Below are 19,716 nucleotides of genomic sequence, written 5' to 3'. Positions count from 1 at the left end.
ATTTCGGCCAGCCGAACGCCGATGCAACGATGATCGAAGTGGCCTTCAGCTACACCGGCCACAACTTCCTCGGTGCCGGTGAAACCGTCAGTTGGGAAGACGGAATGGACCCGCTGTACAAACTGCAAGCCAGCTATGAATACGGCAGCACCGCCAGCCTGATGGTCGGCGGTCAGGCGGTGCGCACGGTCGAACGCAGTTACAACCGGTTCCACTTGCTGGTCGAGGAAAAAACCACGCAAGCGCATTGCGTCAAGCGCGTCAGGACCCAGTATTACGCCGAGGACGTGCCGTTCGAGCGCCAGGTGCCGCAGTTCCAGTTCCCCAAGGAAGTCACCACCAGTTGGGAGCTGGACAATGACGCGACCCAATACCGCGCCGAAGTCGCCCGCAGCGCTTACAACGACCAGGGCAACCAGACCGAACAGGTCGAACCCAACGGCATCAGGACCGTCTACAGCTACTACTCCAAGGACGGTGAAGATGGCTGTCCGGCGGACCGTTTCGAACGCAACCTGAAAGACACCACGGTATTCCCCTCGCCCCAGGGCGAGCCGGGGGCACCGATACTGCGCACCCGCCTGCGCTATAGCGCGCACAAGCCGCTGAACGGCAGCGGGGTGGACGACTGGCTGGCGGTGGACAGCGAAACCCTGCTGCAGGTGGAAGGCGACAACGAAACCACCTTGCAGCAAACCTTGAACAGTTACCACGAACTGGTGGGGAACGCCTTGCTGCACGGCCGCCTGGCCAGCCAGCAAACCCTGCTCAACGGCACGACCAGTACGACCTCGTACGAGTACAAACGGCTGACCAGCGTGCTGGCCGGTGAAACCGTGCTGGAGACACGCGAGCTGTTCACCGGTTTTGACGGCATCGAAAAAACCATGACCCAGCAAAAGTCACTGATCACCGGCGAAGCCGTGCTGAGCACCGACGTCGATGGGGTGCAACTGCTTCGCCAGTTCGATGCGCTGGGTCGGATAACCAAGGAAATCATCTCCCCCTCATCGACCGAGGTTCAAGCCGAACGCGTGTATACCTATACGCTGGTCGGTACAGACGGGCAAAGAGCGTCGGAAAGCATGACGGATGTCAACGGCGTAACGACCCAGACCCGCTTCGATGGGATGGGGCGAACGGTTTATCAGGAGCGAGTGGAGAAAGCGAAAGCACCGCGCCAGATCTATGCCGCCCGCTACGACACGCTGGATAACCTGGTCGAAGAAACCCGCTACGACTGGCTGGAAGACCAGCCCAAGCCCTTGCGCCAGCATTTCGAATACGACGCCTGGGGCATCGCTCATCGCGTGACAATGCCGGATGGCGTTGTCAGCCGCGACCTGTGGTCGCCCTTCGGCAGCAAGGGTCCGATCGAACACCAATGGCTGGAAACCCCCGAGTCTGCAACGACGCCCCTTGTCAGCAGTTTGACGGTGGGCCAATACAATGCCTTCGGTAAGCTTGACCGCTTCGAACGATTGGACGCGCAGCCGTTGATCGACCTGTGCCAGCAACAACCCGAACGCCCGGTCGCGGAACATCTGCGCTATCTGCTCGAAACCACGGGGCTGCCGACCGTAGGTGCGGTTGAATACACCTACGACGGCAAGAACAACTGTGTACAACAAATAGAGCTACACGACGGGCAGGAGAGCAAGACCCGCTTCGCCTATGACCCGTGGGATCGCGTGGAAGCCACCACCCTGCCCGATAACACGGTCATCAGTCGGGCGTTTGCCGAGCACAGTCTGGGCGAACAGACCACCAGCATGAGCGTGAAACCCAGCGCCAAGCCGTCGGTCACAGTCGGCCAACAGACATTCGATAGCCTCCAGCGCATGACCGAACGTCGTCTCGGCTCGATGATCAATCCGCGCATCGAGGAGTACAAATACACCGGCACCCAGATGCAACCCAGCCAGCGGATCACCCCGGCCAAAGAAGTTTTCGACTACGAATACAAGCCAGAACTGACCCTGCAGCCTTTGGCGATCACCTCTTCCAAAGACGAATCGACAACTTACGTCTATGACCTCAAGACCGGAGCGATAACCGGTGCGCAGAATAATCAAGGCCAGCGTGAGTATCGTTATGCCGACACCGGCGAGCTGGAATACGAGAGCTGGACCGACATCGACGGAAAACGGATGGAGACCACTTACCAGACCTCCCTGCTGGGGAGACAAATCCGTCGGAGCCATACCGGCGGCCTGGATACCCTTTATACCTATGACGACTGCGGGCGGGCCAAGACGGTCACCCAAGGCGCACTGAGTGCCGAGTTCGATTACGACGCACTCGGCCAACTGTGCCGCACCACGACGCGCAGCCCCACCGCGACATTGACCGCCGACGTCAAATACGACCCACAGGGCCGGGAAATCGAGCGGACACTGACGCTCAATGATCAAGCCCCCCGGGTCATCACCCAGGTCTGGCAAGACGACAATCAACTCAAAAGCCGGCACGTGTCCCTGGATGGCGAGGACTTGCTCGATGAAACATTCGTGTATGACTCGCGCAACCGCCTGGTCCACCACACGTGCACGGGCAGCGCCCTGCCCAAGGACGCCTACGGCAATGGCATCCTCAGCCAGATTTTCCGCTTCGATGAGCTGGATAATATCCTACGGGTGACCACGCAATTCGACGGCGGCCTCAGCGACATTGCCCTGTTTACCTATGACCCCGACGACCCTTTTCTACTGAAGCAAATCACCCACACCTATACCGCCGGCGGTTATCCTGGGCTGCTTGAGTTCGAGTACGACGCCAATGGCCATATGCTCAATGACGAACTCAACCGACGCCTGGTCTACGACGATCATGGCCGCCTGGTTGCGGTCAAGGATGCGCAGGACCAGCTCGTGGTGAGTTATCGCTATGACGGGCACGACCATCTGGTCGGCGTGCGTCAAGGCAACGAACCGGAAACACTACGCTTTTACCAGGGCTACAACCTGAGCCACACGCTGCACAACGGCATCGGCACGCAGTATTTGTTCCATGAGGAACGCCCCTTGGGGCAGCAGCAAATCGATGACCATGACCAAGCCCTGCTGCTGATGACAGACGCCAGCCCCAACGTCATCGGGGAATGCGTGCAATCGGATGTGCACTCGGTGGCCTACAGCGCCTACGGTATTCGCAGCAGCGAGGAGGCCTTGCACAGCTTGCTGGCGTTCAATAGCGAGATCTGCGAGAACGCCAGCCAATGGTACCTGCTGGGCCGTGGCTACCGGGTGTACAACCCCAACCTGATGCGTTTCCACACCCCGGATTCGTACAGCCCGTTCGGCTCGGGCGGGATCAACCCCTATGCCTATTGCCTGGGTAACCCGATTACATTCCGTGACCCGACCGGGCATCGGGCTAATGATCGACGTCCGGAAAACCCAGGGTATATCGACCCCGTGCCCCAACAGAAAGCTTCTCCATGGGAAAAAATACTGCATTACGTCGCAGCAGCGGCTGCATTGGTTAGCGCAATCGGTGTAGCCATTGCAACTGGAGGCTCGACGATAGCCCTTGTGGGTTTAGCGATAGTCGCTGTAGGTGCAGGACTGACCGTGTATGGAGCTGCCACAGAAAGCACGCCACTCCTGGCAATTGGCTACATATTAGTAGCTGTCGGTAGTATCATAAGCGGGGCAGCCTATTTCGGTCGCAATTCAGGAGCTAAAGCGCCGGCGGCTTCCGGTACACCCAGGGGTAGTACAGCTGGAGTAGCGGCTGGGGCTGGGGCTGGGGCTGGGGCTGGAGTTGGAGCTGGAGCTGGGGCTGGAGTTGGGGCGGGATCAAGGTCTGGGTCTTTGGCTGTTCCTAATAGCCCTGAGCTTAATCGTGGCGGGTTGCCGATGATTCCTGAAGCTCCAGAGATACCCCCATCCAATCATATCGTGCGCGGACTTGAGTCTGAACCTCCAATTGACTATTCACTCTCGTCTTCATCTTCATCTTCACCTTCGTCTACCCCCCCATCCACGCCTAAACTTCCACCGGCACGTCAAGCCGGGAGCAGCGCTCCTCCCGCCCCCACCATTAGCTTGGCAGCACAACAATCTAATGCACTGGCTGGAACACTAACTGAGAGACAAAAAAAGAATAAAGGTTTAGCTATTCTCTTATCCACTGGAGCTCGTCACTAATGCAAACCATGGATCTCTAGATAATAAATCTCTACGCACCCTCCAAGTATGCAATCACCCGGCAGATTGCATACTTGGTTTCCCTTCAACTTATCAACCCATACAAATCACTTCCCTCGATATCTCACAACACCTGAACGTTGAGTCATTATCCGAACAAACATCTCTCCTGTGACAACCAACAGATATTGGCTGCTACGGACTACGTACCTCAATCAAAGTCAATCAACCAACGTCAATTGCAACAGCGGAAAATTCGGTGCTGCCAGAGGCGGCCAGGTTTTCCCGCCGTCAAAACTGACATAAGCCTTGCCCGTTAAGGGCGCATTGCGTCGCAGCGTATTCAAAAACGTCTTGAGCACCCTGACATCCGTGCTAAAACCAATGCCGGCGATGGTTTCCTGCTCAGTGACCGCACGCCTTCTCACGGCCTCGAATACCGAGTCCTGGCCGGATGAGTTGACGCCGGTCATGGTGATCATGATCCAGTGGTCGGTGGTGATGAGCGGCCATTTTTTCAGCGTCAACCGTGCGCCCTGCGGGGCAACCGCGTTGTAGCTCAAATGACCGCCGGAAAGGCCGTCACACTGGACGGCTTCGAGTCGGTTGCTGGGAATCGTTCGAACCTGGAGTCTGCGCGGGATGGAGGGGTGCTCCTGACCCGATGCCTCGACAACACCATAGGACACCGGCAATACCCTGCCGATATGAGCCGCCAGGTACTGCATCTCCACCCGATAACGACGCGAACCTGAACTGATGGGCTGTTCAACCCGAGTAGCGCCCAGGGTGCCAGGCTCCCCCCACTGCACCCAGACCTTCTCCCCCGGGTAGATGACGGCGGTTTCCGGCACTTGCACAATAGCCACGCCGTCGGTAGGCACCCACGGGTCCAACGTCTGTTGCTCCCCCGTCCCAAGCGCGCCTTCCACAGAGGGCCAAGGCAAATCACGGGGAATCGGCGTGGCGGCTACATCGAGTTCAACCGGCTCGGAACGCAAGCTCTGGTTACCCGCCCGATCCTCCACCTGATACCACACATAGCGCCAGCCATCGCCCCTGCTCTGTACCAACGCTGCCGGGATTGTCACGACGATGGGGTCAGCGAAGTTCCGGTCATCCAGCTCGATGACACCCCCCGGGTCCAAGGTTCCTGGCGTCGCTCCCCAGTACCAGGTGATTCGATCCCAGGGGCGGGGGTCCGTATACGGAGGGAGATTGGCCTTTACCTCATCACCGTTCTGTTCGAGGTAGTGGGCAGTGAGTTTATTGGGAGGCAGGACTTCGGAAGGGAAGATCAGTTTGCTGCTGGCAGCAAGAACCGGAGGCGTCGTATCGAGCGTCATCACCAATTCGGCGGATTCATCAGACTCATTGTTATAAGCCGTCGCAATGTAGCGCAACCGATGGCGTCCGTCGTTGCCTCGCAGTAGCCTTTGGGGCAGCGTCACATACCGGTCTGATTCTTCGATAGGTGCATTCCAGGTACGGAAGTCTACCGGGTCTGGGTCTGCGTCAAAGAACAGCTTCACCGACTCTTCAGCCAACGTCGGATCAGACCATGTCCACAACTCAAACCAAACCTTCAGGTCGCCGTGTGTCGCAGCTTCTGGGAGCAAATTGGGTTCACCGCCCGGAATGTCGTCGAGCAGTTCATCCACGCTGGGTGCGGGCAACTCTCTGGGGCTATCGGAAGACGGCGTATCTGCTGGCTCGTTCATGAACAAGACTCCTCAAAGAAGCGCGAGGACAATGGCCGTGGCCGTTATCCTCGCAGCGTGTGAAGAACAATGAACGCGTCGTGCAGCGTCAGCCCCTTGAATTACCAGAGATAACGCACGCCCACGTTAGCCCCCCACGGTTGCTCGATCTTATTGCCGTTGCTGTAATCAAAATCGGCGTGTACCGATACCTTGTCGGTCAACGTCATGGCCACACCCGCACCCAATTCGCCACGAGAGCCGGAAAGATCGTTGTTGAACGAGTAGTCGTTGACCTTCACCTTGCTGTTGTTGGCAAACTCATGCACATAGGCCGCGCGAAGATACGGCTGAATCACCTTGCCTTCACCCAGGTTGAAGTTGCGTCCTGTGGTTGCGCCGACCTTGCCCAACAGCGAGTGGGTCCGATCGCCTTCGGCCGACAAGCCGTTATCCAAGCGGTAATCCTTGCCTTCGACGATCAAGCCCGATAGTTGGGTATAGGGTTCGACGAAATAATCATCGGCCAGCTTGATATGGCGACCGAATTCCAGGGAAGCACCGACGCCGTGGCTGTCATAGCGACCCTTGGTCTTGTCGCCATCGCTGAGCTGGACCTTGGACTCGTTCTGGAACCGGTTGAACTTGAGCACGCCGTCGAAGTAATAGCCGGTGTCGTCATCCAGCCAGGTGGTGTAGGCACCCAGGTAGTAACTGTCGACTTCACCCGTGGTACCGCGACTCAGGTCGAGGTCGGACTTGCTGTAGCCGGCCAGCACACCCACCAGCCATTGGCCGTCGCCCACCGGCAGCGGCGCGTCGGCACCCAATGACAGGCCATGCTGGGTTTGCTGGTAAGCCACGCCGGAACTGGCGTTGACATCGAACTTGTTGCCATAGGCCCGCATCCAGCCACCGGCCTTGCCCGAGTCCCTGCGCACTTCGCCCATACGGCTGCGCAACGTGCTGAGTTCGCCGTACCAGATAGTTGGCGCGGCGTTGAACAGCGCAATGACCGATTGAGTGCCCGGGCTGATGACCCGGGCCGCCGTGTTCAGGTACCAGGCATTGTCGCCTTGCTTGATCAGGTCGTAGGAGAAAGCCCCCAGGTCGACCTGGCCACCCTGCAAGGAGAACTCGGCATCGCCACCGCCGATGGTCACCACCGGAATGGCCCCGGCAGCCCCGGGCTCCGTGCCGCTGCTGTCCATCGCCACCACATGATTGCCGGTGGCCGTGCCGGTGACCGTCAGCGTATCGACCTGGCCGGTGGTGAAGTTGGTGTGCATGAAGAAGGTGCCGTTGCCGGACAGCTCACCCACCGTCAATTTGTAGAACTCGCCCGGGTTGCCGAACTGGATGGCGCCACCGTTCATCGCCAGCGTCTCGACCTCGCCGTCGCCGACCATCACCCAGCGGGCCTCGTTGTTGATGGTCAGGCCCTGGACGTTTTCAAGGCGGCCGGTGAGTGTGGCGGAATGGTCGAGCAGCACATCGGCGCTGCTGCCGGCCTCCACGATGATGTCGCCGACCAGTTGGCTGTTATCGGCCTGGAAACTCAGCGAAGAACCATTGACGACCTCCACCAGCTTGCCGTTGCCACCCACCAGGGTCGAACCGTTGTCGACTTGGATATTGACGCGTTCGGCGTTGGTCTGGGTCTGTCCGTCGACAACGATCGCCGAGCCGGTCAGCCCTTCGACGTGGGTGTTGTTGAGAACCAAGCTGTTGTCGGGGGAAAGGTTCAGGTCAGCGAACAGGTACACGCCGTTGAGCCCCCCCACAATGGTGCTGTCGGTGGCGGAAATCTTTCCACCGAAACTTTGCACGCCGATGCCGTTGGTGTTGCTGCCAGTCACGGAGGAACCGGCCTCGAGTATCAATTGGCTGCCTGCACTGAGGACTGCCCCCACTCGCCCACCGATAATTTCGCTGTCGCTGACCACCGCGGTAGATCCACCGGTGGCCGAGTTTGCCAGACGCAGCCCGACGTTGCTGCTGACCACTTTGCTGCCGTTGGCGATGTTCGCTTCGCTGCCGGATAAGTCGACGCCGTTGGCATTGCCTTGAGCGGTAACCTGGGTATCGCTCAGATTGATCGTCGACCCGCCGGACGCCCGGATCTGGTAAGTCGTGGCGCCATTGGCCGTCAACCTGCTTTCGGTCTCCACCAGGTAATCGTCGGGCGTCGTGGTGGCATCGATGGTCTTGGACCCACCGTTTTCAATGAGCGTCTGCGCCAGGCCGGTCGGGCTCAGTAGCAGCAACGGCGCGAGGGTCGCGAGCTTGAGGAAACGCGCGAGCGGCGTGATGGAGAATGAGTGGCTGACGGGCATGGATAACTCCTGGATAAAACAAGCTGTCTGGCAACCGTCGAGCCTGGCGTTTTACTGCGCGGGTCTGGACGATCAAAAGGCGGCAATCCTAAGCACTCCCTCCCCGGATATATGTAGGATTTATCCCAGTATCCGTGAGACTTTTCTTATTACATCCGTATGAAATATCAATGTAGGCACCTCTCTCATGACTCGCGTCAGCGTACACACCCGGGCGAAAAAACGCCCGGGTGCCGCTTGGAAGTCAAGGCCTTGGGATCTCACACGGCGAGCTAGGCATGTGGAAGGCCGTGATGGTGGTGTGCGGTGTCGATTCAAGTATTTCCGAGCCGTCATTGTGGAAATACTGGATCTTCGCCCGGCCCCTGTGATCCGTTGCCGCGGTCTCGTCATAAAGCGGCAGGATATGGTCCACATAAGGTGCCACTCGAATGATGAAGCCGGTGAGAGGTGTGCCGGCAGCGCCCAACACGTAGTCTCGCCTGAATATCGCCGCGTTGATCGGATCTTCAGGGTCGCTCAGATACTCCCCCCTCATGGGAGTGAAGACGAAATTGATTTGGTCACCATTCTTGAGCACTCCGGAGAGGTCAGGAATGGCGACCTGGAGCGCGCCATCGTCATCAAGCACCTGACAACCCGGATAATCGGTACTGATGGTGGGAAAACTCGGTGCTGGCAGTTCAACGGCGATGGCATTGACGTTGACTTCAGTTGGGGCGGACTTCAGGTCATTCTCAACGTCGGTCACGCTCAATTGATAGTGCACCGGTACCGTGAGGCCATTGCCGCCGTCCTTGATGTAAGTCCAAGGGATTTCGACGGTTTCATCGTCGCCAGGGGTATGCTGCGAAGCCTCGAAGGTTATCTGGGCCTCAACGACACGCGTGCCATTCCAGAAGAAATCGATGACATGGCCGTCAACCGCCTCGGCGTACCAGGTAAAAGTGAAATACGCTTGCTTGTCCTTGTCGGCCCGCGTCAGCTGGTTCGTACGGCTATTATCCCAGTTCTTGACGACACCTACCGTCAGGCTTGGATGCACCGTATCCGGCCAGTCGGGAGCCGGCCAGGGGATCCAGGGGATCGGCACCTCGAAGTTGACGTGGATATCGATGTCTTCAGGTCCGAATAGCCGGCCTTTACGCACGACCTGATAACTGATGTTGGTCTCCTTGTCGCCGGTGGTATTTTCGCCGTACTCCCGGAGCATGAGGAGCTTTGGTTCCACCGGGATCTCGATCCTGGCCGGCGGGTTAGGCCCGACAGAAACGTCCTCCAGTGTCGTACTCCCCCACTTCAATCGAATGAAGTCATAGCTCTTGTGATTGTCATACAGGGGAACCCAGACACTCACCCCCGACAAAGCATGTTCGACCACCAACGGCCCCGGATCCGCTTGGGGGACCTCCGGTGCTTGCAGGTTGCTCGGTAGCCGCCCGAAGGTGAGGCTTATTTTCTGCCAAAGCGACAGAACACTGGGATTGGTCGCCTGGTCGATCAAGACATAGATGAACACGCATTCGGCATCGCCAAACTCACGAACACGGTCACCATCGATTTCGATCTCGGTTTCCGTGACACCCGGGGCGGGGACATAGTCGAAGAAGATCGGGGTGAGCCCAGTCGGCTCCTCAGGGATATGGGCAGCGTCCACCAGATAAACAGCGATTTTATCAGTCGCTTGCCAATCAGCGTATCCAGGAATCTTGGCCTTCAGCTTGCTGCCGGGGGCCAGATTGGCGTCATCGAGGTAGGTGGTTGCAAATATCAATGCTTGCGGCGAGTCACGATCATAGGGTGGCAGCCGGTCGCAAATGAGCGGAGTTATCGGAGACTCGTCTGGCACTTCTGCGTTATAGGGGTAATGGTCGAATCTCACGCGGCAGGGAGAGTTTTGCGGAAGATTGTCGATCTCGATGAGCATTGGGTAGGGAAAGGTCTCTGGAAAGTCGGTGCCACCATCAGGTACCACAAACTCATGTTCTGCCACGACCTCAAAACGACCATTGCCACTGCGATCGAACATGACTTGGACTGTCTCCGGTACGTTCGGAGGTGGCAGGAAAGTCCACTTGGGAATTTTCACCTTCAATCCGTCCTTGAGACTGGGGCCATTGAGCAGACCTGTGGCAATGTCCACTATAGGATGATCAATGATTATGTAGGCGTCGCCCAACCTTGACTGGTGCTCGGTGCGCTCCCTGAGATAAGCACTGTTTGCTTCACGTCGCGCCAGTTTTTTATCCGCACTTGCCATGTTATCGCTCTCCCATTGACAACGCTCTGCCGTTGCAACAGCAACAGCCATCCAGTTTTCTGGCAGATCGATAACACCGGGCACTACATAACGCTTCCCATCGCTCTGCGTGGCAGCTAAGGCCTTGAGCAAATTAAGCACCGGTTTTCAACGAGGCGATACTGTCAGAGTTGACAGGTCACCAGGGCACAATCAGATCGCCACCACCCCCACCAACACCGCCATCTCCAGCAATTCCAGCAAGGCCCCGGCGGTATCCCCGGTGCAGCCCCCGAGCCGGCGCAGCATCATCTGTCGCAAGCCCACAAACACCACCGAGGCAACCAGCAGTGCAAAAAGGCCGGTCCAGCCTCCCACCACCGCACAACCCAGCGCACACACCCACAACACCTGCCACCCCGCACGCCGTGGCAGATGGTCGGCCAGCGCCTGGCCCAAGCCACCGGCACGCACATAAGGCGTGGTCAGGAACAACCCAAGCAACGCGGCGCGCCCCAATACCGGCACGATGATCAACATCAAGCCCTGCCCCTGCTCGACCAACGCCAGCAGCGCGGTGAACTTGAGCAGCAGCACCAGCACCAGGGTGATGACGGCGATGGGCCCGCTGCGAGGGTCTTTCATGATCAATAGCGTGCGCTCGCGATCGCCAAAGCCGCCCAACCAGGCATCGGCGCTGTCGGCCAGGCCATCCAGGTGCAGGCCGCCACTGAGCAACACCCAGGCGGCCAGCAACAGCGCGGCGTGCAGCAGCGACGGCACACCCAGCAACACGGCATTGAGCAGCCACAGCAAAACACCGAACAACAGCCCCACCAGCGGATAGAACAGCAGCGAACGGCCCAGTTGCCCGGGCTCGGGCATGCCCGGCAGGCGCACCGGCAGGCTGCTGAGAAATTGCAGGGCGATCCAGAACGGCCGCATGTTCAGCTCACCTCTGCCAACAGGGAGTCGGACGATACCTGGAGAGAAAACAGCGCGCCGTGGGCGACTTCGACGTTGAGCAACTGTTCCCGAGGCAAGCCGCGAGCTCGGGCCAGCAGCAAGCGCATCACCCCGCCATGGCTGACCAGCAGGACCCGCTGCCCGGCATAGGCGACATGCAGGCGTTCGATCGCCGCCAGCACCCGCGTCGAGAACGCCAGCACCGGCTCGCCATCGGGCGGGGTGAAGGCATAGGGATTGGCCCAGAAGCGCCCCAGCGCCTCGGCGTCGGTGTCCATCAGCGCCGCCGCGCTGCGGCCTTCCCAGGCGCCGAAATGCAGCTCTTGCAGGTCCTTGTCCAAGTGCACCGGTACGCCGAGCCGGGCGCCGAGTTGCTCGGCGAAACGGGCGCAGCGCTGCAAGGGCGAACTCACCAGGCGATCCCAAGGGCCGCCTTGGGCGACAGCCGCGTGCATCTGCTCCCAGCCCTTGGCCGTCAGGGCGTCGTCGAGGCTGCCGCGCAAGCCGCCGCCCAGTTCGGTCTCGCCGTGACGCAGCAGGTCCAGGCGCAGGGTCATGCCGGGCGATCCGCCACGGCGGCTTCGGCGAATGTCGCCATCTGTCCGTGCAGGTCGCAGGCCAGGCGCAGCAGCGGCACCGCCAACGCCGCACCGCTGCCCTCACCCAGGCGCAGGCCCAGTTCCAGCAATGGCTCGGCGCCAAGGGTTTCCAGCACATGGCGATGGCCCGGCTCGGCGCCGCGATGGCCGAACAACAACCACGGGCGACACGCCGGATTGAGGCGCACCGCCACCAGGGCGGCGACGCTGCAAATGAACCCGTCCACCAGCACGACCACGCCTTGTTGGGCGCAGGCCAGGTAGGCACCGACCAGTGCGGCGATTTCAAAACCGCCGAGATTGAACAGGGTCTGCAACGGGTCGTCGGCCTGGGCCCGATGCAGGGCCAAGGCCCGTTGGATCACCTCGGCCTTGCGGCTGACACCCGCCGCATCCAACCCGGTGCCCGGCCCGGCGAGATGCGCCACCGGGCAGTCGAGCAAGGTGCAGGCCACGGCGCTGGCCGCCGTGGTGTTGCCGATGCCCATCTCGCCGCCAATGAACAGCTGGGTGCCGGCTGCCACGGCGCGCAGCACGCTGTCGCGCCCGGCTTGCAGGGCCTGCTCGCCCTGGGCCACGGTCATCGCCGGGCCCTGGGTGAAGTTCGCCGTGCCCGGCCCGACATTCAGGTGCCGCACCCCGGGCAGGTCCAACGACGGGGTCACGGTGCCCAGGTCCACCACTTCCAGCGACGCGCCCAGTTGCCGTGCCAGGACGCTGATGGCTGCGCCACCGCTGACGAAGTTGTGCAGCATCTGCCCAGTGACCTCCTGGGGATAGGCCGAGACGCCCTCCGCCACCACGCCATGGTCGCCAGCGAAAATGGCGATCCACAGCCGCTCCAGGCTGGGCTTGACCTGCCCTTGCAGGCTGGCCAGTTGCACCGCCACCGACTCCAGCCGGCCGAGGGCGCCGGCCGGCTTGGTCAGTTGCTGCTGACGGGCGGTGGCCTGGTCCAGGGCCTGGGTGTCGATGGGCTTGCATGGGTCCAGCCACCAGCGGTGAGTCATAACGCAGTACCTTTGAGAGTCAGGGGCAGGCCGGCAACGGTCAGCACGACGCGCTGGCAATGTTCGGCCAAGGCTTGATGCAGCCAACCGGCTTCATCGACATAACGGCGCGTCAGCTCGCCCAGCGGCACGACGCCCAGGCCGGTTTCGTTGCTGACGAAAATGATTTCGCCGGGCAGCGCGGCCAGGCTGTCCAGCAGCGCTTCACGCTCGACATTCAGTTGCGCGTGATCGTCGAGCATCAGCAGGTTGGTCAGCCACAGGGTCAGGCAATCGACCAACAGGCATCGGTCGGCGGCGGCGTTGTCCCGCAGTACCCGGACCAGGGCCAGGGGTTCTTCCACCAGCGCCCATTGCGCCGGACGCCGGGCGCGATGCTGGGCGACCCGCGCGTTCATCTCGCCATCCAGGGGTTGGCTGGTGGCGATGTAGGTCACGGCCAAGCCGGTGTCCGCCGCGAGCTTTTCAGCCAGGCGACTCTTGCCGGAGCGGGCGCCGCCGAGGATCAGTTGGAGCATGGGTCATTACCTTGTATTCGCGGTGATTTACTGGCCTCTTTCGCGGGCAAGCCCGCTCCCACAGGTTCTTCAGTGCACACAAATTTCCTGTGCGTCTCAGACCCAATGTGGGAGCGGGCTTGCCCGCGAAGGGGCCAGCATAGCCACCCTAGATGCCACAGAGCTCACGCAACAAACGCGTATCCAGATGCTTCTCCACCAGATCCGCCAGCCGCTCGATATCGCGCTCGCGCAACCCGTGGTAATCCACCGCCTGCACGTCCGCCAGCCCGGCCCAACGCAGCAAGGCGCTGCTGGCCTGTGGGGACTCGAACAGCCCGTGCAGGTAAGTACCGAAAACCTGCCCGTCGGCGCTCTGGGCGCCGTCGCAACGACCGTCGTCCAGTTGCACGGCGGGGTTTTCCAGGGCCGGGCCGCAGGTCACGCCGGCATGAATCTCGTAGCCGCAGACCTCGGCGTCTTCCAGGGCCAGGCGCCCGCGAACGTTGCGCAGTTGTTTCTCCTGCTCCAGGGTCGTCTCGAACGCCAGCAGGCCCAGCCCGGCACTGGAACCGGCGACGCCTTCCAGCCCCAGCGGGTCGTGGACCTGCTCGCCGAGCATCTGCAAGCCGCCGCAGACGCCCAGCAGCTTGCCGCCATAGCGCAGGTGACGCTGCACGGCAGTGTCCCAACCGTTGGCGCGCAGGTAGGCCAGGTCGCTGCGCACGCTTTTCGAGCCAGGCAGGATGATCAGGTCGGCGGGCGGGATCGCCTGGCCGGGGCCGATGAATCGCAGGTCGACCTGGGGGTGCAGGCGCAGCGGATCGAAGTCGGTGTGGTTGCTGATGCGCGGCAACACCGGCACCACCACCTTGAGCACTTGCTCGGCCTTGTCGGCCTGGCGCTGGTCGAGGCCGTCCTCGGCCTCCAGGTGCAGGTCCATCACGTAGGGCAACACGCCCACCACCGGCTTGCCGGTGCGCGCCTCCAGCCAGTCCAGGCCGGGTTGCAGCAAGGCGATGTCGCCGCGAAAACGGTTGATGATGAAACCCTTGACCCGCGCCTGTTCGCTGGGCGACAGCAATTCCAGGGTGCCCACCAGGTGAGCGAATACGCCACCGCGATTGATGTCGGCGATCAGCAGCACCGGGCAGTCCACGGCCTCGGCGAAGCCCATGTTGGCGATGTCGCCGGCGCGCAGGTTGATCTCCGCCGGCGAGCCCGCACCTTCCACCATCACCACCGGGTAGGCCGCGCTCAAGCGCGCGTGGGAAGCCAGCACCGCTTGCATCGCGATGGCCTTGTAGTCGTGATAGGCGACGGCGTTCATGGTGGTGACGGCGCGGCCATGGATGATCACCTGGGCGCCGGTGTCGCTGTTGGGTTTGAGCAACACCGGGTTCATGTCGGTGTGGGGCTCCAGGCCGGCGGCCTGGGCCTGCACCGCCTGGGCGCGACCGATCTCGCCACCGTCGGCCGTCACCGCGCTGTTGAGGGCCATGTTCTGCGGCTTGAACGGCACCACGCTGACGCCCTGGCGGCGGATCCAGCGGCACAACGCCGTGACCAGGGTACTTTTGCCGGCATCGGACGTGGTGCCTTGCACCATCAACGTGGTCATGGGGTGTCCTTGGCGTACGCCTCGAAGGCTTGTTCGAGGCGCAGGAATTCGTGGTCATCGGCCGGGAGGCCGAAGCGCAGGCTGCTGGTGTTCAAGAACAATCGCAGGAGAATGCCGCGACGGGCCATGAATTCGTGAAGCGCCTGGGCGTGTTCGGTCACCCGCCATTGGAACAATCCGCAGCCGCCCTGGGGAGGGAAGCCATGGTGCTCCAGCGTGGCGGCCAGGCGCTGGCTGGCCTGCTCGCAACGTCGGCGCTGGCGCAGGTGGGCGGCGCTGTCCAGCAGGCAGGCCTGGCCCAGCACCCGGGTCGGCCCGCTGACGGCCCACGGCCCGACTTGTTCGGCGAGCAGCCTGAGCAAGTGCCGCTCGGCCAGGACGAACCCCAGGCGCACCCCGGCCAGGCCAAAGAACTTGCCGAAGGAACGCAGCACGATCAGGCCGACCTGATGGCTGTACGCCGCCAGGCTGTGCTGCGGGGTGACGTCCATGAAGGCTTCATCCACCACCAGCCAGCCACCGCGCTGGGCGAGCCGCGCGTGCCAGTCCAGCAAGCGCTCGGGCGCCAGGCGCTGGCCGGTGGGGTTGTTCGGATTGACCACCACCAGCACGTCGAGGCTGTCGAGGAAGAAGTCCACTTCGGCTTCGAGCACTTCGCGCACGATGTAGCCACTGCGACGCCAGGCTTCGGCGTGTTCGGCGTAGCAGGGCGACAACACGCCGACCTTGCCGGCCCGGCGCAAGCGCGGCAACAACTGGATCGCCATCTGCGAACCGGCCACCGGCAACACCTGCGCCGCGCTGTAGTAGTCGCAGGCCGCCTGCTCCAGGCCGTCCTCGCTCTCCGGCAGGCGGGCCCAGGCGCGCAGCGGGATCGCCGGGACATCGAATGGCCACGGCGCGAGGCCGCTGGACAAGTCGAGCCAGTCGGCCTCGGCGATGCCATAGTGCAGGGCCGCGTTGCGCAGGCGCCCACCGTGCTCAAGCATAGAACTCAGCTCCCAGGCAAAGGATCAGCAACCACAACCATACCCCGCGCTGGACCAATTGCCAGCCGCGGTCGATGGAATCGGCACTCGCCGGCACGCCCTCGCCCAACGGCGGACGCTGGTGCAGTTCGCCGTGATACACCGCCGCCCCGCCCAGCTCGACCCCCAGGGCACCGGCACCGGCGGCCATCACCGGCCCGGCATTCGGGCTGTCCCAGGTCGGGCCCTGGCGGCGCCAGCACTGCAGCGCCAGGCGGGTCTTGCCCAGCAGCGCGTAGGTCAACGCCACCAGGCGCGCCGGAATGTAATTGAGCAAATCATCGATTTTCGCCGCGGCCCAGCCGAAGCGCTCGAAACGTTCGTTGCGATAGCCCCACATGGCGTCGAGGGTGTTGCTCAACCGGTACAACACCACCCCGGGCGCACCGGCCACGGCAAACCAGAACAGTGCGGCAAACACCGCGTCGCTGCCGTTTTCCAGCACCGATTCGGTGGCGGCGCGGGCCACGGCGGTTTCGTCCAGCTCGCGGGTTTCGCGGCTGACCAGGTAGCCGACACGCTGGCGCGCCTGATCGAGATCGCCGCTGCGCAACGCCTGGGCCACCGGCTCGACGTGCTCGCCGAGGCTGCGCAGGCCGAGGGCGCAGTACAGCGCCAGGATCTCCACCAGCCAACCCACCATCGGCGCCCAGGACAACGCCGTGGCCAGCAGCGTCAGCGGCAACACGGTAATGATCCACGCCGTCACCCCATGGCTGCGCCAGCCACGCCCACCGGCGTTGAAACGTCGCTCGATACGCTCGGCGAAAGCACCGAAGGCCACCAGCGGATGCCCGCGCCGGGGCTCGCCCAGCAGTGCATCCAGCGCCACCGCGGCGGCACTGAGCAACGCTACGCTCATGGACTCACCCCCCAACGGTTTTCATACAGCAATTCATGCAACGGACGCGGCTGCGCCCAGCCTTCGAGGGCGAGCATCGGCGCCGGGTAAAAGCCCTCCACCGGTCCCAGGCAGAGGATCGCCAGTGGCTTGGCGCCTGCGGGCAAGCCCAGCAAATCAGCCAGGGCCTGGGGTTCGAACAGCGACACCCAGCCCATCCCCAGCCCTTCGGCGCGGGAGGCCAGCCACAGGTTCTGGATTGCGCAGGACAGCGAGGCCAGGTCCATCTCCGGCAGGGTCCGACGACCGAAGATGTGCCGTTCGCGATCCTCCATCAACGCCGCCACCAGCACTTCGGCGCAATCATTGATGCCCTCGACCTTGAGCGCCATGAATTCATCGCTGCGTTCACCTAGGGCCTCGGCGGTACGGATGCGTTCTTGCTCCACCACCTCGCGGATCTGGCCACGCAAGGCGCGGTCGCTGATGCGGATGAAGCGCCACGGTTGCATGAGGCCAACGCTGGGCGCCTGGTGCGCGGCTTCCAGCAGGCGGCGCAGCAATTCCGGCTCGACCGTGCCGCCGCTGAAATGGCGCATGTCGCGACGCTCGGCGATGGCGCGGTAGATGGCGTCGCGTTCGGCCTGGGTGAAAGCGTTGTCGGTCATGGCCTCTTCGCGGGCAAGCCCGCTCCCACATTTGAATCGCAGTCCCCTGTGGGAGCGGGCTTGCCCGCGAAGGCGGCCTCAAGATCGGGCGCAAACAACGCGGCAATCGCCTTCGGGTTCGATGGAAAATAAAAGTGCACATAAGACGCCGTCATCCGTCCCTGCCGGAACACCGCTTCCGCCCCGCGCCCGCCGTTGGGGCTATGGCCACGGGCAATCGGTTCGAGTTCGGTATTGGTCAGCGAATGATGGTAGGTGTGCCCACGCAGGTGGCCTTCCGGCAAATCCACCGATTGCAGCGCCAGGGCCGCCAGGCGCTTTTGCATCTGTGCCTCGCCGGCCAGTAAACCCAGCAGGTCGGCGCGCACGCCTTCGACATCGGTCAATGAGTCCAGCAGGTACAACATGCCGCCGCATTCGGCGAGCAACGGTTTGTCGGCGGCATGATGGGCACGGATCGCCGCGAGCATCGGCGCGTTCCCGGCCAACGCAACATGGTGCAGCTCCGGATAGCCACCCGGCAGGTAAAGGCTGTCCGCCTCGGGCAGTTCGGTGTCATGGATCGGCGAAAAGAAGCTCAACTGCGCGCCCATGGCCCGCAGCAGGTCAAGGCTTGCGCCATAGGTGAAGGCGAACGCTTCATCACGGGCCACCGCGATGCGCACACCGTCGAGCCATGGCTGCGCCGCGCTCACCTGGGGCGCGGCGAACGCCACGGCGGGCGGCAGCGCCACTTCGCAACTGCAGGCCAAGGCCTCGGCCGCCGCGTCGAGACGCAGGTCGAGGTCGTTCAATTCACTGGCCTGGACCAGCCCGAGGTGACGACTGGGTAATTCGATACCGGTTTCCCGCGACAGCGCGCCGTACCAGCGCAGGCCTTCGGTCAGGCTGCCTTCGAGCAACTGCGCATGGCGCAGGGTGCCGACGCGGTTGGCCAGTACCCCGGCAAACGGCAGGTCCGGTTGGTAGCGCGCCAGGCCCAGGGCCAGGGCGCCGAATGTCTGGGCCATGGCGGTGCCGTCGATGACCGCCAGCACCGGCACGCCGAAATGCCGCGCCAGGTCGGCGCTGGACGGAGTGCCGTCGAACAACCCCATGACCCCTTCGATCAGGATCAGGTCCGCCTCGCCCGCGGCTTCCCACAACAGCCGGCGGCTTTCCTGCTCGCCGACCATCCACATGTCCAACTGATAGACCGGCGCGCCGCTGGCACGCTCGAGGATCATCGGGTCGAGGAAATCCGGGCCGCACTTGAAGACGCGCACCTTGCGCCCCCGATTGCGATGCAGCCGGGCCAGGGCCGCGGTGACGGTGGTCTTGCCCTGGCCCGAAGCAGGGGCCGCGATCAGCACCGCCGGACACTGGCGGCTCAGGGACGCATCACTCACAGCTCGACGCCCTTCTGCGCCTTGATCCCGGCCTGGAACGCGTGCTTGACCATGCCCATCTCGGTCACGGTGTCGGCCAGCTCGATCAGCTCGGGCTTGGCGCCGCGACCGGTCACCACCACGTGCTGCATCGGCGGACGCGCCTGCAGGTCGCCCAGCACCTGGTCGAGGTCGAGGTAGCCGTGCTTGAGGGCGATATTCAGTTCATCGAGCACCACCAGGCCGATGCCCGGGTCGCTCAGCAATTGCCGCGATACCGCCCAGGCGGCTTCGGCGGCAGCGATATCGCGCTGGCGATCCTGGGTTTCCCAGGTGAAGCCTTCGCCCATGACGTGAAAGCGCACCTGCTCGGGAAAACGCCGGAAGAACAGTTCTTCGCCGGTGCTGTTGCGCCCCTTGATGAACTGCACCACGCCGCACTGCATGCCGTGGCCCATGGCCCGGGCCAGCATGCCGAACGCCGAGCTGCTCTTGCCCTTGCCGTTGCCGCTCAGCACCAGCAGCAGGCCGCATTCATTCGGCGAGTTGGCGATGCGCTCGTCGATCACGGCCTTCTTGCGCAGCATGCGCGCCAAATGGCGTTCGTCGCGATCAGGCGCGTCGCTGTTGGGTGAACCGGACATGGGGGAAGCCTCCGTTGGAATGGAATAACGGCGGGCAGGCACGAAAAAG

14 protein-coding genes are annotated in these 19,716 nt (G+C 62.5%); 1 reads left to right on the top strand and 13 read right to left on the bottom strand.

Features of this window, described 5'->3' with window-relative positions; genetic code table 11:
* Nucleotides 1-29 precede the first annotated feature (29 nt).
* Nucleotides 30-4,151 carry an RHS repeat domain-containing protein gene (locus Q6A48_RS13240; protein ID WP_304554554.1) on the top strand — a complete coding sequence of 1,374 codons (4,122 nt, stop codon included), beginning with the start codon at nucleotides 30-32 and terminating at the stop codon, nucleotides 4,149-4,151.
* A gap of 221 nt (nucleotides 4,152-4,372) precedes the next feature.
* Here Q6A48_RS13240 and Q6A48_RS13235 read toward each other — a convergent pair whose 3' ends face one another.
* The 13 genes from Q6A48_RS13235 to cobO form a co-directional block, all read right to left on the bottom strand.
* A complete protein-coding gene (locus tag Q6A48_RS13235; protein ID WP_304554553.1) occupies nucleotides 4,373-5,872 on the bottom strand; it encodes a hypothetical protein in 1,500 nt (499 codons plus the stop codon).
* Nucleotides 5,873-5,973: 101 nt separating this feature from the next.
* Nucleotides 5,974-8,187, bottom strand: a complete 2,214-nt coding sequence (locus Q6A48_RS13230; RefSeq protein WP_304554552.1) for an autotransporter outer membrane beta-barrel domain-containing protein — start codon at nucleotides 8,185-8,187, stop codon at nucleotides 5,974-5,976.
* Between the two features lie 244 nt (nucleotides 8,188-8,431).
* On the bottom strand, nucleotides 8,432-10,579 hold the full coding sequence (locus tag Q6A48_RS13225) for a hypothetical protein (RefSeq protein ID WP_304554551.1): 2,148 nt from the start codon (nucleotides 10,577-10,579) through the stop codon (nucleotides 8,432-8,434).
* A gap of 60 nt (nucleotides 10,580-10,639) precedes the next feature.
* Complete coding sequence (locus tag Q6A48_RS13220) at nucleotides 10,640-11,371, bottom strand: adenosylcobinamide-GDP ribazoletransferase (protein WP_304554550.1); 732 nt, start codon at nucleotides 11,369-11,371, stop codon at nucleotides 10,640-10,642.
* A 2-nt stretch (nucleotides 11,372-11,373) separates the two neighbouring features.
* Complete coding sequence (cobC, locus tag Q6A48_RS13215) at nucleotides 11,374-11,949, bottom strand: alpha-ribazole phosphatase family protein (protein WP_304554549.1); 576 nt, start codon at nucleotides 11,947-11,949, stop codon at nucleotides 11,374-11,376.
* Nucleotides 11,946-13,001: a nicotinate-nucleotide--dimethylbenzimidazole phosphoribosyltransferase gene (cobT, locus tag Q6A48_RS13210; RefSeq protein WP_304554547.1), complete on the bottom strand. Its 1,056-nt coding sequence runs from the start codon at nucleotides 12,999-13,001 to the stop codon at nucleotides 11,946-11,948. The genes cobC and cobT overlap by 4 nt, the downstream gene beginning before the upstream one ends.
* Nucleotides 12,998-13,519 (bottom strand): bifunctional adenosylcobinamide kinase/adenosylcobinamide-phosphate guanylyltransferase, encoded by a 522-nt coding sequence (gene cobU / locus Q6A48_RS13205; RefSeq protein ID WP_304554546.1) that lies wholly within the window; start codon nucleotides 13,517-13,519, stop codon nucleotides 12,998-13,000. The genes cobT and cobU overlap by 4 nt, the downstream gene beginning before the upstream one ends.
* 148 nt (nucleotides 13,520-13,667) lie before the next feature.
* Complete coding sequence (locus Q6A48_RS13200; RefSeq protein WP_304554544.1) at nucleotides 13,668-15,119, bottom strand: cobyric acid synthase; 1,452 nt, start codon at nucleotides 15,117-15,119, stop codon at nucleotides 13,668-13,670.
* Nucleotides 15,116-16,108: a threonine-phosphate decarboxylase CobD gene (gene cobD, locus Q6A48_RS13195; RefSeq protein ID WP_304554543.1), complete on the bottom strand. Its 993-nt coding sequence runs from the start codon at nucleotides 16,106-16,108 to the stop codon at nucleotides 15,116-15,118. Before cobD ends, Q6A48_RS13200 begins: the two co-directional genes overlap by 4 nt.
* Entirely contained in the window at nucleotides 16,101-17,009 is a 909-nt protein-coding gene (gene cbiB / locus Q6A48_RS13190; protein ID WP_304554541.1) for an adenosylcobinamide-phosphate synthase CbiB, read from the bottom strand. The genes cobD and cbiB overlap by 8 nt, the downstream gene beginning before the upstream one ends.
* Nucleotides 17,006-17,656 (bottom strand): 5,6-dimethylbenzimidazole synthase, encoded by a 651-nt coding sequence (gene bluB, locus Q6A48_RS13185; RefSeq protein WP_304554540.1) that lies wholly within the window; start codon nucleotides 17,654-17,656, stop codon nucleotides 17,006-17,008. The genes cbiB and bluB overlap by 4 nt, the downstream gene beginning before the upstream one ends.
* Complete coding sequence (locus Q6A48_RS13180) at nucleotides 17,653-19,044, bottom strand: cobyrinic acid a,c-diamide synthase CobB (protein WP_304554539.1); 1,392 nt, start codon at nucleotides 19,042-19,044, stop codon at nucleotides 17,653-17,655. The genes bluB and Q6A48_RS13180 overlap by 4 nt, the downstream gene beginning before the upstream one ends.
* A complete protein-coding gene (gene cobO / locus Q6A48_RS13175; protein ID WP_304554538.1) occupies nucleotides 19,041-19,667 on the bottom strand; it encodes a cob(I)yrinic acid a,c-diamide adenosyltransferase in 627 nt (208 codons plus the stop codon). The genes Q6A48_RS13180 and cobO overlap by 4 nt, the downstream gene beginning before the upstream one ends.
* Nucleotides 19,668-19,716 lie beyond the last annotated feature (49 nt).

This window comes from Pseudomonas citrullilanati (genome assembly GCF_030580855.1).
In the GTDB taxonomy this organism is placed as follows: Bacteria; Pseudomonadota; Gammaproteobacteria; order Pseudomonadales; family Pseudomonadaceae; genus Aquipseudomonas; species Aquipseudomonas citrulli.
Note: the sequence above shows the minus strand (reverse complement) of the source record. Positions and strands in the feature narration are given on the sequence as shown.